Origin of the sequence: Rahnella aquatilis CIP 78.65 = ATCC 33071 (assembly GCF_000241955.1) — a bacterium.
GTDB lineage: Bacteria > Pseudomonadota > Gammaproteobacteria > Enterobacterales > Enterobacteriaceae > Rahnella > Rahnella aquatilis.
In genome coordinates this window covers 3,244,041-3,257,952 of record NC_016818.1, presented here as the reverse complement: position 1 = coordinate 3,257,952, position 13,912 = coordinate 3,244,041, and the positions used below count along the sequence as shown (strand labels likewise).

Annotated in this window: 19 protein-coding genes and 3 tRNA genes; 16 read left to right on the top strand and 6 right to left on the bottom strand. The window is 49.5% G+C overall.

Annotated features, from left to right (window positions below; translation table 11 throughout):
• Positions 1 to 47: 47 nt before the first annotated feature.
• Both RAHAQ2_RS14670 and leuA read left to right on the top strand, forming a co-directional pair.
• A complete protein-coding gene (locus RAHAQ2_RS14670) occupies positions 48 to 467 on the top strand; it encodes a hypothetical protein (RefSeq protein WP_015697986.1) in 420 nt (139 codons plus the stop codon).
• 162 nt (positions 468 to 629) lie between these two features.
• A complete protein-coding gene (gene leuA / locus RAHAQ2_RS14665) occupies positions 630 to 2,300 on the top strand; it encodes a 2-isopropylmalate synthase (protein ID WP_015697985.1) in 1,671 nt (556 codons plus the stop codon).
• Here leuA and RAHAQ2_RS14660 read toward each other — a convergent pair.
• The 3 genes from RAHAQ2_RS14660 to RAHAQ2_RS14655 all read right to left on the bottom strand — a co-directional run bounded on the left by RAHAQ2_RS14660 (position 2,287) and on the right by RAHAQ2_RS14655 (position 3,555).
• Positions 2,287 to 3,045 (bottom strand): AraC family transcriptional regulator, encoded by a 759-nt coding sequence (locus tag RAHAQ2_RS14660; RefSeq protein ID WP_015697984.1) that lies wholly within the window; start codon positions 3,043 to 3,045, stop codon positions 2,287 to 2,289. The genes leuA and RAHAQ2_RS14660 overlap by 14 nt on opposite strands.
• Positions 3,046 to 3,048: 3 nt before the next feature.
• Positions 3,049 to 3,222, bottom strand: a complete 174-nt coding sequence (locus RAHAQ2_RS25815; protein ID WP_015697983.1) for a hypothetical protein — start codon at positions 3,220 to 3,222, stop codon at positions 3,049 to 3,051.
• A gap of 108 nt (positions 3,223 to 3,330) precedes the next feature.
• Positions 3,331 to 3,555 (bottom strand): DUF2594 family protein, encoded by a 225-nt coding sequence (locus RAHAQ2_RS14655; protein WP_015697982.1) that lies wholly within the window; start codon positions 3,553 to 3,555, stop codon positions 3,331 to 3,333.
• Positions 3,556 to 4,288: 733 nt separating this feature from the next.
• On the opposite strand from RAHAQ2_RS14655, the gene uvrY reads away from it, so the two are divergent.
• The 6 genes from uvrY (at position 4,289) to RAHAQ2_RS14625 (ending at position 7,831) form a co-directional block, all read left to right on the top strand.
• A complete protein-coding gene (uvrY, locus tag RAHAQ2_RS14650; protein WP_015697981.1) occupies positions 4,289 to 4,945 on the top strand; it encodes a UvrY/SirA/GacA family response regulator transcription factor in 657 nt (218 codons plus the stop codon).
• A complete protein-coding gene (uvrC, locus tag RAHAQ2_RS14645; RefSeq protein WP_015697980.1) occupies positions 4,938 to 6,773 on the top strand; it encodes an excinuclease ABC subunit UvrC in 1,836 nt (611 codons plus the stop codon). Before uvrY ends, uvrC begins: the two co-directional genes overlap by 8 nt.
• Before the next feature lie 56 nt (positions 6,774 to 6,829).
• The gene (pgsA, locus tag RAHAQ2_RS14640) at positions 6,830 to 7,378 is read left to right on the top strand and encodes a CDP-diacylglycerol--glycerol-3-phosphate 3-phosphatidyltransferase (protein ID WP_015697979.1); all 549 of its coding nucleotides are present in this window, start codon (positions 6,830 to 6,832) and stop codon (positions 7,376 to 7,378) included.
• A gap of 148 nt (positions 7,379 to 7,526) precedes the next feature.
• Positions 7,527 to 7,602 (top strand) — tRNA-Gly (locus tag RAHAQ2_RS14635).
• Positions 7,603 to 7,660: 58 nt separating this feature from the next.
• Positions 7,661 to 7,734, top strand: a tRNA-Cys gene (locus RAHAQ2_RS14630).
• An 11-nt stretch (positions 7,735 to 7,745) separates the two neighbouring features.
• Positions 7,746 to 7,831: transfer RNA gene (locus RAHAQ2_RS14625), tRNA-Leu, on the top strand.
• A gap of 278 nt (positions 7,832 to 8,109) precedes the next feature.
• Here RAHAQ2_RS14625 and RAHAQ2_RS25020 read toward each other — a convergent pair.
• Positions 8,110 to 8,376 carry a hypothetical protein gene (locus RAHAQ2_RS25020; RefSeq protein ID WP_015697978.1) on the bottom strand — a complete coding sequence of 89 codons (267 nt, stop codon included), beginning with the start codon at positions 8,374 to 8,376 and terminating at the stop codon, positions 8,110 to 8,112.
• A gap of 223 nt (positions 8,377 to 8,599) precedes the next feature.
• Between RAHAQ2_RS25020 and RAHAQ2_RS14620 the strand changes: the two genes are divergently transcribed.
• Positions 8,600 to 9,259 carry a metallophosphoesterase gene (locus tag RAHAQ2_RS14620; protein WP_015697977.1) on the top strand — a complete coding sequence of 220 codons (660 nt, stop codon included), beginning with the start codon at positions 8,600 to 8,602 and terminating at the stop codon, positions 9,257 to 9,259.
• 84 nt (positions 9,260 to 9,343) lie between these two features.
• Entirely contained in the window at positions 9,344 to 10,108 is a 765-nt protein-coding gene (deoR, locus tag RAHAQ2_RS14615; protein ID WP_015697976.1) for a DNA-binding transcriptional repressor DeoR, read from the top strand.
• 5 nt (positions 10,109 to 10,113) lie between these two features.
• Here the strand turns inward: deoR and RAHAQ2_RS14610 are convergent, their stop codons facing one another.
• Positions 10,114 to 10,590, bottom strand: a complete 477-nt coding sequence (locus tag RAHAQ2_RS14610; RefSeq protein WP_015697975.1) for a GyrI-like domain-containing protein — start codon at positions 10,588 to 10,590, stop codon at positions 10,114 to 10,116.
• A 177-nt stretch (positions 10,591 to 10,767) separates the two neighbouring features.
• Between RAHAQ2_RS14610 and RAHAQ2_RS14605 the strand changes: the two genes are divergently transcribed.
• The 3 genes from RAHAQ2_RS14605 (at position 10,768) to RAHAQ2_RS14595 (ending at position 11,992) form a co-directional block, all read left to right on the top strand.
• The gene (locus RAHAQ2_RS14605; protein ID WP_015697974.1) at positions 10,768 to 11,277 is read left to right on the top strand and encodes a YlaC family protein; all 510 of its coding nucleotides are present in this window, start codon (positions 10,768 to 10,770) and stop codon (positions 11,275 to 11,277) included.
• A gap of 127 nt (positions 11,278 to 11,404) precedes the next feature.
• Positions 11,405 to 11,680: a hypothetical protein gene (locus RAHAQ2_RS14600; RefSeq protein WP_015697973.1), complete on the top strand. Its 276-nt coding sequence runs from the start codon at positions 11,405 to 11,407 to the stop codon at positions 11,678 to 11,680.
• Between the two features lie 48 nt (positions 11,681 to 11,728).
• Positions 11,729 to 11,992: a hypothetical protein gene (locus tag RAHAQ2_RS14595; RefSeq protein ID WP_238532035.1), complete on the top strand. Its 264-nt coding sequence runs from the start codon at positions 11,729 to 11,731 to the stop codon at positions 11,990 to 11,992.
• A 73-nt stretch (positions 11,993 to 12,065) separates the two neighbouring features.
• On the opposite strand, the gene RAHAQ2_RS14590 is transcribed toward RAHAQ2_RS14595, so the two are convergent.
• Positions 12,066 to 12,278 carry a YccJ family protein gene (locus RAHAQ2_RS14590; protein ID WP_015697971.1) on the bottom strand — a complete coding sequence of 71 codons (213 nt, stop codon included), beginning with the start codon at positions 12,276 to 12,278 and terminating at the stop codon, positions 12,066 to 12,068.
• A gap of 179 nt (positions 12,279 to 12,457) precedes the next feature.
• Between RAHAQ2_RS14590 and RAHAQ2_RS26140 the strand changes: the two genes are divergently transcribed.
• The 3 genes from RAHAQ2_RS26140 (at position 12,458) to RAHAQ2_RS14575 (ending at position 13,886) form a co-directional block, all read left to right on the top strand.
• Positions 12,458 to 12,589: a hypothetical protein gene (locus tag RAHAQ2_RS26140; RefSeq protein WP_013576285.1), complete on the top strand. Its 132-nt coding sequence runs from the start codon at positions 12,458 to 12,460 to the stop codon at positions 12,587 to 12,589.
• A 217-nt stretch (positions 12,590 to 12,806) separates the two neighbouring features.
• Entirely contained in the window at positions 12,807 to 13,208 is a 402-nt protein-coding gene (locus RAHAQ2_RS14585; RefSeq protein WP_377432604.1) for a DUF2502 domain-containing protein, read from the top strand.
• Between the two features lie 417 nt (positions 13,209 to 13,625).
• Positions 13,626 to 13,886 (top strand): hypothetical protein, encoded by a 261-nt coding sequence (locus tag RAHAQ2_RS14575; protein WP_015697969.1) that lies wholly within the window; start codon positions 13,626 to 13,628, stop codon positions 13,884 to 13,886.
• The last annotated feature ends 26 nt before the right edge of the window (positions 13,887 to 13,912 follow it).

The window sequence follows — 13,912 nt, the reverse complement described above, 5'->3', positions numbered from 1 at the left end:
CCGCGCGCACACTGCTATCATTCGTTCATAAACTCAGGGAGATAACGATGAAAAAAACACTGGTGGCCTTGGCGGCTTTATTTTTAGCCGGGTGCGCGGCCAATCCTTATGAACCGACGCTACAGGTCAAGTCATCTTTCGCTAACGCCAGCGCGGCAGCGCCCGCAGGGCAGACCCATATCCGTTTACACCGCTTAGATCAGTGGTCAGTCGTGCCATTTGAGAAAACCTGTCCGCTGATGGTGTTTTTAGACGGGAAGACCGTGGCTTCCCTGCATTTTAATCAGTACGTGGATTTGAATGTACCGAACGGGATGCGCACCATTGATGTTCGTATTGCGTGCGCGCTGACCAAAACATCAGGTTCGATTACCGTGGATGCGAAGGGCAAAAGCATCAGCCTGGAAACGGATCGCAGCTTCTTCGGAACCTACAACATCCGGCCGGAAGGCAGCAGTAATAAATAACAAAATGACAAAACCCGCTGAATGCGGGTTTTTTTATGATCATTTTCTTTTTGTCCGTTTTGCGCGGGTTGCTGTCAGTTAGTCAGGCGCAGGAAGTTATCGTTTGCGTACTATGGATTTAACGGAACTTAACCGCTGCCTCAATGATAAAAGGAGAATCGTATGTTAAACGACCCGTCGCAAAAATATCGCCCCTTTCCGCAGGTGAATTTACCCGATCGCCGGTGGCCGGGAAATGTACTCAATAAAGCCCCGCAATGGTGTTCCAGTGATCTGCGTGACGGCAATCAGGCACTGGCAGAACCCATGGACAATGCCCGTAAGCGCCATTTTTTTGATTTGCTGGTGAAGTGTGGTTTTAAGCAGATTGAGGTGGCGTTTCCCTCGGCTTCACAAACCGATTTTGATTTTGTCCGCAGTCTGATTGAAGAGGGGCTAATCCCGGATGATGTGGTGATTCAGGTGCTGACGCCTTCACGGCCGGATCTGATCGCCCGTACCTTTGAGGCACTCAAAGATGTGCCGCGTGCCATTGTGCATTTATATAACGCGACTGCGCCGGTGTTCCGTGAAGTGGTATTTAATCAGGATCAGGCTGCAACCCGCGAGCTGGCGGTTCGCGGCGCTCAGCAAATTCGTCAGCTGTGCGGGCAATATCCGCAGACGGAATGGACGTTTGAGTATTCACCGGAAACCTTCTGCTTCACCGAACTGGAGTTTGCGCTGGAAGTGTGTGAAGCCGTGGCAGATGTCTGGGAACCGGGCAATGAACGACCGATGATCATTAACTTACCGGCAACGGTGGAAGTCAGCACGCCGAATATTTATGCCGATCAGATTGAATGGTTCTGCCGTCATTTCAGCCGCCGCGAACAGGTTTCGGTCAGTGTTCATCCGCACAATGACCGTGGAACCGGGGTGGCCTGTGCGGAGCTGGCGATGCTGGCCGGCGCCGACCGCGTGGAAGGATGCCTTTTTGGTAACGGTGAACGCACCGGTAACGTGGATATCGTGACGCTGGCGCTGAATCTTTACACTCAGGGCGTCGCGCCGCTGCTGGATTTCAGTAATTTGCAGGCGATTGTCGAGGCGGTGGAAGAATGCAACCAGTTGCCGGTACATCCGCGCCATCCGTATGCCGGTGAACTGGTGTTTACGGCATTTTCCGGCTCGCATCAGGACGCCATCAAAAAAGGATTTGCTGCGCAGAATACATCAGAGAGCGCTGTCTGGCGGGTACCGTATCTGCCGTTAGATCCGGCGGACGTCGGTTGCAGCTATGAAGCGGTGATCCGCGTTAACAGCCAGTCAGGGAAAAGCGGGGCGGCCTGGTTGCTGGAACAGAATCACGGGCTGAAATTACCGCGCGGTTTGCAAATTGATTTCAGCAAAGCGGTGCAGCGTGAAACCGATACGCACGGCAAGGAAATGAGCACCAGCGATATCTGGCGGTTGTTCCGTCAGCGCTACGGGTTAACCGATCAGCCGGGGGTAAAACTGCTGAGTTACGACATCCGCAGCGATGAGCAAAACGTCTGCCATTTCAGTGCGCGGATCCACTATCGCAATGAAGAACAGCATATTACCGGCAGCGGTAACGGTTTGTTGTCCGGTGCGGCAGACGCACTGCGTCGCAGTTACGATGTGCAGCTGGAAATTGGCGATTATCATGAACATACGCTGGGGCATCAGAGTCACAGCCGCGCGGTGGCGTATCTGAGCTGCCGGGGGCGGTTGGGCGAAACCTGTTATGGCGTGGGCATTGACAGTGATGTGTCCGGTGCCTCATTACAGGCGTTGTTCAATGCTGCCAGTGCCATCATGGCTGACTAAAATATTCGCTGGGTGAGACGCCAAGTGACCGGCGAAACATCGCACTGAAGGCACTCGGGCTGTCGTAGCCGAGTGCCAGCGCCACATCAATAACTGAAATGCCCGCAGCAAGCTGGTTCAGGGCTTCAAGCAGTTTTGCCTGGCGAACCCAGTCACTGAAACGTAATCCGGTTTCGCGCTGGAAACGACGTGAGAGTGTGCGGCTGCTGATATTCAGACGTTGCGCGACCTCTTCCAGCTCCCATGATGAACCAAGATCTGCACGAATTTGCTGGCAAAGTTCAGTCAGCTCCGGCTCTTGGGGTTCCGGCAGATAAAGAGGCAGTGTCGGTAACAGGCGCAGTTCATCAAGCAATAATTCCATGATGCGTTCATCGCGCCCGCCGGGCAGATAATCGGCCGGAATAGTCAGCGATGACAAAATCAGTTCACGCAGCAGCGCAGAAATCTGTACCACCTGACATTGCGCCGGTAAGTCAGCACGGGCGAGTGGATCGACAAACAGGGTGCGGGCCTTGACCCCGCCGATAAAACGCAGGCTGTGTTCAACCTCTGCAGGCAGCCAGACCCCGCGTCCGGGCGGCACCATCCAGGTGCCGAGCGACGTATGCACTTCTACAATGCCGGATAGCGTATGAATCAGCTGTGAGCAGTTGTGACTGTGAGCAGGTTCGCTGTCGCCATGTTGATAATCAATGGCCAGAGGCGCAATCGCCTGATGGGGAGCAAGGAAATTGTGATGCATTGATCAATGATGTTTCTGTTTTTTGGCGTCTTCTACGGCTTGTTTGGCTTCTTCTGCCGCTTTTTCAATTTCTTCTTCTGTCAGTTGTTCAGAAACTTCAAACAGTTCACCCAGCCCGTCACTGACATGGACTTCATCGGCTTTGCTTTTGTTTTCTTTATTCTTTTCGTCGCTCATGTTTATGTTCTCATTGAATGGATGCAGGGCATGATTATAGCAGACATTGCGGGGGATAACCGGAAGGCGAGAGGCAGAGTCCGTCAGGCGACAGACTCTGAAAAGGCATTACTGGCGATACGCGAACTTAATTTGCTGCAGGGAGTTTTTGAACACTTCAGCCTGCTGCTCGTCTTCCATCTGCGCGACAAAACGCTCCATGTTCAGCATCACTTTACCGGCATCAGCCTGGCCAATTGCTTTCAGGATCAGGGTCAGGGTGGCTTTCAGGCAGGCAACTTCTGTTGCCAGTGTTTCAACGTTTGCTTCAGTTGTAAAATCGCAATTACTCATTATTTTTATCTCCTCAGGCAAGCTGCAGGCAGCGCGCCGAATTCTGAACATATGAAAAGTGGCCGCATTTTAGCATAGTTGGTCCGTTTTAGGGCAGCGTCAGTGGGGCCGCTTAAAATGAGGGCGAGCGCCCGCATATAGAGTTCCGGACAGCGAGTAAAGAATACTAAACATAAGGAGCGGTTGAGAATCTTTCATCTTTATGTGCAGACTTATTCATATAAGCCATCGGCAATTCGTGCGATCGCAAATAATAATTGGATATATCATAGATATATGAAGTGGGTGTACAGCCGCTTAAATAGTCAGCCCGGCGTTAAGCGCGTTTCAGATAAGAGAAAAGGCCTGGGGTTATTTACTTACCGCTTAAAAGAGATCACGGATTTTCCTGCCTGCCCTTTGATTAGACACGTTTTTTTTATAATTTATTAATACAGATAGTGGTACTTCTCATTTACATTCAGCAAACTAGTTTTTTGCAGACATTTCTTGGTCAGGAACGCCTGATAGAGTAAAATACGCAGGCTATAATAAATAACTGTGTCTTCCTGCTTTAAAATACTACCGATGAGCGGTAGTGGGGCGAGTTTGTTGATATTGGCCTCTTATTTGTCACCTTCTCTTCATTTATAAGCTGTCTGAGAGCAAATTTTAATGTTCGATACGTAGGTTTACGTAAGACAAGCGTGAAGTCCCTGACGGTGTGTTGCCCTTATTTTTTGGAGAATTCTCTTTGATTAGCGTTCTTCTTGTTGATGACCACGAACTGGTGCGCGCAGGGATCCGACGCATTCTTGAAGATATCAAAGGCATCAAAGTTGTTGGTGAGGCGCAATGCGGTGAAGATGCCGTCAAATGGTGTCGGACCCATGACGTTGATATCGTCCTGATGGATATGAACATGCCAGGTATTGGCGGGCTTGAAGCGACCAAGAAAATTGTCCGCTTTTCGCCAGACATCAAGATCATCATGTTAACGATTTATACTGAGAACCCGCTGCCAGCCAAAGTGATGCAGGCGGGGGCTTCCGGTTACCTGAGCAAAGGCGCGGCTCCGCAGGAAGTGATCAATGCTATCCGTCTGGTTGACTCGGGTCAGCGTTATATTGCCTCCGACATTGCTCAGCAAATGGCATTGAGCCAGATTGAACCGCAATCTGAAACGCCTTTTGATTCCTTATCCGAGCGTGAATTGCAAATCATGCTGATGATCACCAAGGGACAAAAGGTCAATGAAATTTCTGAACAACTGAGCTTGAGTCCTAAGACGGTTAACAGTTATCGTTACCGGATGTTTAGTAAATTAAATATCAGCGGTGATGTTGAGTTAACGCATCTGGCAATCCGGCACGGTTTGTTCAACACGGAGACTTTATCAGGCAGTGAGTGATGAGCGTTTCGACCCAAAAGCCTTTCTGAAAACGGTCACCAGCCAGCCGGGCGTCTACAGAATGTATGACGCCAGCGGCACCGTAATCTACGTAGGTAAAGCCAAAGACCTCAAAAAACGTCTTTCGAGTTATTTTCGCGTCCAGGTTTCCAGCCGTAAAACCGAAACTCTGGTCAAAAACATCGCGCAAATTGATGTGACCGTGACCCACACGGAAACCGAAGCGCTGCTCCTCGAACATAATTACATCAAACTTTATCAGCCGCGTTATAACGTATTGTTACGCGATGATAAGTCATATCCGCTGATCTTCCTCAGTGCGGATAACCATCCAAGACTTTCGGTACACCGCGGTGCTAAGCACGCCAAAGGTGAGTATTTCGGGCCTTTCCCGAATTCCTATGCCGTGCGTGAAACACTGGCGCTGCTGCAAAAACTTTTCCCGATACGCCAGTGCGAAAACAGCGTTTACAGCAACCGTTCGCGTCCTTGTCTGCAATATCAGATTGGCCGCTGTCTGGGCCCGTGTGTCAAAGGCCTGGTGAGCGAGGAAGATTATAAAGATCAGGTGGAATACGTTCGCCTTTTCCTCTCCGGGAAAGACCAGCAGGTTGTGACACAGCTTGTAAACCGCATGGAAGAAGCCAGTAAAGCGCTGCGCTTTGAAGATGCCGGACGGATACGCGATCAGATTCAGGCTGTACGCCGTGTGACAGAACGTCAGTTTGTGTCGGGTAACAGCGAAGATCTGGATGTGATCGGCGTGTCCTTCGAGTCAGGCATGGCGTGCCTGCACGTTCTGTTTATCCGTCAGGGCAAAGTGCTGGGCAGCCGCAGTTATTTCCCGAAAGTACCGGGCGGTACCGATCTGGGCGAAGTGGTGCAGACCTTCGTCGGACAATTCTATTTGCAGGGCAGTCAGCAACGGACGCTGCCTGGCGAAATTCTGCTGGATTTCAGTCTGGCGGAAAAAGATCTGCTGGCCGATTCGCTCAGCGAACTGGCCGGGCGCAAAGTGCAGATTCAGAGTAAGCCGCGGGGCGACCGTGCCCGTTATCTGAAACTGGCGCGCACCAATGCCTCTGCTGCGCTGACGACCAAACTGGCGCAGCAGTCGACAATCCATCAGCGGCTGTCCGAACTCGCAAAAACACTGCATCTTTCGGAAATTAACCGCATGGAATGCTTCGACATCAGCCATACTATGGGCGAGCAGACGGTCGCTTCCTGTGTGGTTTTTGACAGTAATGGCCCGGTGCGTTCTGAATACCGGCGCTATAACATTACCGGCATCACGCCAGGCGATGATTACGCGGCGATGGCGCAGGTATTGCAGCGTCGCTATGGCAAAGCGCTTGATGACAATAAGATCCCTGACGTCATTTTTATTGATGGCGGTAAAGGGCAACTCGGCATGGCACTGGATGTGTTTCATTCGCTGAATGTTGAGTGGGACAAATCCAAACCTTTACTGATTGGTATTGCGAAAGGTGCGGATCGTAAACCCGGGCTCGAAACGCTGTTCTTTGTGCCGGAAGGTGAAGGGATTGCATTACCCGCTGATTCGCCAGCGTTGCATGTCATCCAGCATATTCGTGATGATTCGCATAACCATGCCATTACCGGCCACCGGCAGAGGCGTGCGAAAGTGCGTACGACCAGTGCGCTGGAAGAGATTGAAGGCGTCGGGCCGAAACGGCGTCAGGTTTTACTGAAATACATGGGAGGCATTCAGCCATTACTGAATGCCAGCGTAGAGGAAATTGCACAGGTACCGGGTATTTCTATCGCATTGGCAGAAAAGATCCATAATGCGTTGAAACACTAAAGGCAATGTAGCAACATACTCATAATATCCACACCGGACAAACAGTTACCTTCGCTATGCAATTTAATATACCTACGTGCCTTACCCTGTTTCGCGTTGTACTGATACCGTTCTTCGTGCTGGCCTTTTACCTGCCTTATCCGTGGGCATCAATGGCCTGTGCGCTGATTTTCGTTTTTGCTGCCGTAACCGACTGGTTTGACGGCTATCTGGCCCGCCGCTGGAAGCAGACGACGCGTTTTGGTGCATTCCTTGATCCGGTCGCTGATAAAGTGATGGTAGCGATTGCGCTGGTGCTGGTGGCTGAATATTTTCACTCATGGTGGATTACGTTACCGGCGGCGACCATGATTGCCCGTGAAATCATTATTTCCGCGCTACGTGAGTGGATGGCTGAGATTGGAAAACGCAGCAGTGTGGCCGTTTCCTGGATCGGTAAAGTGAAAACCACGGCGCAGATGCTGTCGCTGGTCGCGCTGTTGTGGCGTCCTGATGCCATTGTTGTCTGGGTTGGTGTCGCTGCACTTTATATTGCGGCAGTGCTGACTTTCTGGTCAATGTTCCAATATCTGAACGCTGCGCGTCATGATTTGCTGGAACCCTGATCAAACTGCCGTAAAAAACGTCAAACGATCGCATGAAGCAGATAATTTTATTGACTCAATCCGTCAGGTCAGTAGAATGCAACGCATCGGAAGGCAGCCAGTCTTATGCCAGAAGATTAGTTAAAAAAATCAGTACGTTCTGATTAAAGCGGGAATAGCTCAGTTGGTAGAGCACGACCTTGCCAAGGTCGGGGTCGCGAGTTCGAGTCTCGTTTCCCGCTCCAAATTTTCTTAAACTGGTTCGTGAATTGGTTTAAGTGCAAGACAAGTAGTAAGATTTAAGGCGCGTTAACAAAGCGGTTATGTAGCGGATTGCAAATCCGCCTAGTCCGGTTCGACTCCGGAACGCGCCTCCAATTTTCCCGGAGCCCGGGTGGTGGAATCGGTAGACACAAGGGATTTAAAATCCCTCGGCTTATGGCTGTACGAGTTCAAGTCTCGTCCCGGGTACCATGGGAAAATTAGCTGAATAATCAAAAGCAATAAAGTAGTAATGTCGTTATAGCCACCTTCGGGTGGTTTTTTTATTTCTGAAATTCACATCTTCCTGATGCAATAAAAAAGGCCACCTGCAACAGGGGGCCTTAAGTGTTTCTTCAATCACATTCTTCGCGTGCGCAACCTCAGCCAGAATTGACATGTTCTGAACGCCATGTCGGTTGTGTCGGTTATTGGATGAAAGAGATGAAGAAAATCAGAAATTAAAACAGCCCCGAGGGGCGTTTTTAGGGTTAGAATTCACCCGATGAATCAGTGTTGCTCAATGCCCTGATTGATAGCGGCAAATGGTAGTTAGGCTGGCTGGTGAAAAACGCCTGCAGGGCAACGCGTTTCTTTCTGTCGATTGAGATCTCTTCCATGGTTTTGCGGAAGATACTGTACCGGCCACAAGAAGTGCAGGTCACGGTAACAATTTTCGCCGACATATTAACCGACGTCTTATTCGTGCTTTGGCATAACGGACACTCGTCTTGAGCGCTTAAAACTGTGGAACTCATAAAACCTCCGGTTTTACTTAGAGCGGGCAGTAGTCTAGCACAAAAAGGCGTCAGTGACTTAACGATAATTTAATTATCAGTGGATTTCAGCGTCAACTCAGTGTAGGGAGCGCACAAGCCGCTGATGACAAGGCAAAGTTTTTCCCCGATTTTCTCCGCTTTCCTCATTATCATCTTGCATTACACTTAAGGTATTCATCCTGATTATGGGTTTTTGCGAAGTATGACTCCTGCTCTGTACCATCGTATTGATTGTTCAATATACAGACACATTTATATTGTTGGCGATTTGCATGGTTGCCTGAGTTTGCTCGGGGAAAAGCTGGCGAAAGTGTCTTTCGATCCCCACCGCGATCTGCTGTTATCTGTGGGTGACCTTGCTGATCGCGGGCCTGACAGCGTCGGTTGTTTGCAACTACTCAATGAAACCTGGTTCGCGTGTGTACGCGGAAATCACGAGCAGATGGCGATTGATGCCATAAACGAAGAGAATATCCCGCGCTGGTTACGTAATGGTGGCGACTGGTTTTATGCCCTTGAGCATGACAAACAAGAACAGGCAAAAGCGCTGATTTTGCAGGCTGATAAACTGCCACATATTCTCGAACTGACCACCCGTGAGGGCAAGCGCATCGTGGTGGCTCATGCCGATTATCTTTCCGATGAATACGTGTTCGATAAACCAATGGATGGGGATGACGTTATCTGGGATCGTGAGCGTGTGAATTCTGCACTGGCAGGCCGTTTTCAACCGATTACGGGCGCGGATGAATTTTATTTCGGTCACACACCGGTTGAGCCTGCAATGCAGTTTGCCAATCAGTTTTATATTGATACGGGTGCCGTATTCGGCGGTTATCTGACGCTTCGTCAGTTGCAGTAATGTCAGGTATTAGCAGGGTTTGCGGTGACTGGCGGGCAACGGTATAGTGAGCGGCTGCGAACCGGGAAGGCACGAGATAACATCATGGAAAATAAGCGTGAAGACAGGATCCAGCGTCTGTTGCTGGCATTAAAAAAGACCGACAAAATTCACCTTAAAGAAGCGTCTTTACTGCTTAATGTTTCGGAAATGACTGTCCGTCGTGATCTCAATGCAGCACCTGCGCCGGTCATTTTGCTCGGCGGTTACATTGTGATTGATCCGAAGAATAATCCGGCGACGCATTACTTTATCAGCGAACAGAAAACCCGCCAGGTTGCTGAGAAACAACGCCTTGCCGCCCGTGCAGCCAGTCTTATTCAGGATAACGATACCGTCTTTTTTGACTGCGGCACGACAATGCCTTATGTGATTGAAAGCATTGCAGATGACCGGGTATTTACGGCTATTTGTTACTCGCTCAATACCTTTCTGGCGCTGCAGGAAAAACCTCACTGTGAAGTCATCCTGTGTGGCGGTGCGTTTAAATCCAGTAACAGCATTTTTACGCCTATCGGGCGCAGCAGCGAACTCGATTTTATCCGTCCGGCGAAAGCTTTTATTTCTGCTGCGGGCGTCAGTATTGAGCATGGTGTAACCTGCTTTAATTTTGATGAATTACTGATGAAACATCAGGCTATAGCACGCTCAGCGCAGAGTATTCTCGTCGTGGATAGCAGCAAATTTGATCAGATCCGGCCTGCAGCCATTGCGCCGCTTGCGCGCTTTAATGTGGTGGTCAGCAACGCTGAACCACCACAGGCTTATCTCGATTTCTGCGAGCAGTCCGACATTCCGCTGCTGGTGTAATACTTTCAGCGGATTGCCGGGATTTTTTCGACCGACTGATAAAAAACCACTTCCCAGATGCCATTTTTGGAACCGTCGCTGAGATAGTGCTCAAAGCAAGCTTTTCCATCCGGGCGATAGCTCGTACTGGCCAGCAGCTGGCTGTAGAATTCCCGCCAGGCTTTTTCAAAATTGCCGTCTGTAATCGTGGTGTGATACGCCGCATACGTGCCTCCCGGCAACGTTTGCAACGTCAGTCCTTCCGCATCATCCAGAATAAAATTATCGGCTACACAAACCGACGGATCAGCACGCAAAGCCTCAGCCGGCGTGGTGTCAGGATTATCATGAAACCACGTCAGCCATTCGTTTTGCGGCTGATGGTGCCGTGCAGCCCATTTCATCAGTTGCTGAAAACCACTGTGGATAGACTCCTGATAGGGGCCCACCACCCGGTAGCTCACCAGCTTTTTGGCCGGTCTCTCTACAATTAATAATGCCACGATGATCTCCTTTTATCTGACATGCATTGAACGGGTTCCCTGTTGAGTAACGTGCAAATGCCGAACTATAACAGTTTCCCGATTTACGCAGGTTAACTGCTCTACGCGCTATAACAGTTGTCGTGATAAAATTATGTAATCAGATTGCATTATAGTCGTGACGCAATGAGGTATGAGATGGACGTAATCAAAAACGTATTAAACAGTGAAATTGATCGCATCAACCGCCAGGAAGGGCGCGATGGTAAAGCGCGGATCAACGCTGAGTTCTTCGTAAACCATCCGTGGTTATGTCTGGCTATGCTGGTGGGGTACATTGCCGTGGGCATCGTCATGTACGTTTCACCTTATATGGGACTCGGCTGGTTTATCGGATTTACGGCTTTCCTGATCTTTATGTCCGCGATGCTATTGCTGGAAATTAAGCCGGTTTATCGCTACGAAGATATCGGCGTGCTTGATTTACGCGTTTGCTATAACGGCGAATGGTATTTCAGCCGCGAGCTTTCTGCTGACGCTGTGAAGCAAATTCTCAGCGCTGCTGATGTCAGTGAGCACATTAAAAACCGTATTGAATCGATTGTCCGCCATAAAGGTTTTGTGGACTTCTATGATGTCTACGATCTGGCGCGGCTGGAGCGCCAGTTGCCAGACAGCGCCGGGACAGCACAGTTAGCTCACTCATAACCCCTCTAAACATGGCAACAGGCCATGACGTTACCCTGCATGCTCTGATAAAATAGCGGCTGGACATCATTTTTGTGAACGTATTTGAACGCGAGAAAAATGATGTTGAGCCGTTACAGGAGCGACAGTGGAACGAATCAAACTTACCATTCATCATCTGCACAAAATCATCTCAGGCGAAAAACAGGATGCGCAAGCTACCGCACGCATTTATGCTGGCGATGAACTGTTACTGACAGAAACGATGACCGGGCAGGCTGTACATTTTGATCGTTTCATCAAAGCCGTACACGATAACGGCAAACCGTTGAGAGTTGAATGGGACAGCGACGGCAGCGCGCAAATGTCCGTAACGCGTGCCGAAGTATGCCCTTGCTGTGGCAGTGACGCCTTACACGGTTGATTAAATCGGGAAATGACCGCCAGCAGAGTCAATGCCAGACAGAGGTGAATGATGAAATTTATCAGCAACGAATTTGAATACCGTCAGTGGATAATGGATGAAATATTCCAGGCGAGTGCGGTAGGCGAAACCTCTGAGTTTGCCGATCAGGAAGTGGATGACTTTATCTTTGACGCCCGTCCGGTGGCTTATCCGTGCGTGGCCGTGATGATCCAGACGCCAGGCGAACCGGGTGTGTGTGAGCCGCGTTTTTTCTACAAAGAGCAAGTCTTTGAGTGGGCGTATAAAATGGGATTTGGCTTCGACAGCTAACTGCGCCAGTTTCATGCTGATTCAGCCCTAAGTCAGACTCAGGGCTGAGCGTCAGCCGTTCACGCTGTGGTTATCAGACATTTTTCCGATCGATTTTCTCTTCACCCCAGAACAAATAGTCTTCCTTGGTTTTGGCGAACGCGATAGGCAACACTTCGTCGTTGCCTTCTTCCCAGATTTTCTGTGCCAGCGTCTCGTCGTTATTCGCCAGTTCGAAAATGGCCTCGGCGATTTCGTGAGAGGTTTCACGGGTATTTGCCCACGCTTTGATGTTTGACGTCGTCATCCGGTTCTCCTCGTATTTATTTCAAAAAAGTGTCTCCGTGACACTGTTGCATTCACTATAACTATGGTTTCCCGATGCACTTTATGCAAATCCTGCGGCGGCAGGGCACAAAAAAACCGGCACCGGGCGTGGCCTGTCGTTTATACTGAACGCGATTTTGAACATTTAAGGTGATGAGAATGAGCGACGATATTTTTGATTTTGACATCGATGCTGCACTGGAAACTGCCGAAGTTAAAGCAGCTGAAAAAGCAGCAGAAGTGCCTGAAGCCGTTCAGGACGAAAGTGACTGCGAAGGCTGTAAAATCTGATTTTGCACAACAAAGCAGCAAACAAAAAAACCGCTTCGGCGGTTTTTTTTGTATCTGTCATTTATAACGACTTCGCAATGTTGAACTGAATTCCCTTTGTTGCCATAGCGTTGCAACGGGGTGTCCGCAGTGGCGTACTGACGCAAATGTAAGGGTTACGTTAAGGGTATTCTTTTGGGATAAATTCCTATAGAACAGGAAGATAGCCGGGGGTACTTTGTCACCACCTGATAAGCAGGTTGTGAGGTTCACAATGAAAAAGCTGATTTTAGTTCTCGCCGTTTTGCTAACTTTGCCCGCTGTCGCACAGGCGAACGTCGAGCTTGGCGTTAATATGCCAGGGTTGTCACTGCATATCGGAGACCGTGACGACCGCGGATACTATTGGGACGGTGGCGACTGGCGTCCACCGGGTTGGTGGGATCAGCATTATCGTGATGAAGGTCGCGGGCACTGGGTTTATTACGAACCGGCTCCACCGCCGCCACGCTACTGGCATCGTGAGCGTTGGCATGAAGGCCCGCCTCCTGGCTACTACTGGCGCGAGGGGCCTCCCGGACACTGGCGTGATGGCCCTCCCGGGCACTGGCGAGAAGGTCCGCCTCCGGGCCGCTGGTAACAGAAGTTTGATGAGTTAAATGTTTGATGAGTTGAATGACAGACGCTAAAAAAGATTTTGGGAACAGGGTTGGCAGTGGCGATGCGAAAGCATCCCCAATGTCAGTTCTGTTCCTTTCACATTTCATCCGCCGTTATTAATAAGCCCTCGCCAAATTAATTACCTTGTGAATGCAAACGACGTGATTCATTTATTTGAATTATATAAGGATGTGTTCTTTTCTATTAAATGCTGATGAGTTTGGGAAAAACGTTTTTAAGAGTAATTGCAGCTTGCTAACGGTCATTAATATGTTAATTTCTTGTTATGAGATCGGCAACGGATGGCTCGAGTACGACACATATCTGATGAAACAGGCCGTCATACAGGGGAAAACCCTGTCAGATATGTAACATGTCATTTAGCGAGATTATCCTTATGCAATTGATTAAAAATGATTTTGAATACCGCACCTGGATGCTTGATGCCTATTTCTATCAGGATAAAATGGAAGGCGATAAGTTGCTGACGGATGAGGAAATGGATGATTTTCTTTTTGAATATCGTCCGCAGGAATACCCGTGTTTAGGCAGCGTGACGCCATCAAAGGAATGTTCACTGGAACTGGATATTACTTTCTTTTATCGGGATCACATCACAGAGTGGGCAAAATCCATGGGACTGATAAACATTAAATAATCCTCCCCGTTATTTCTGCTCTTCAT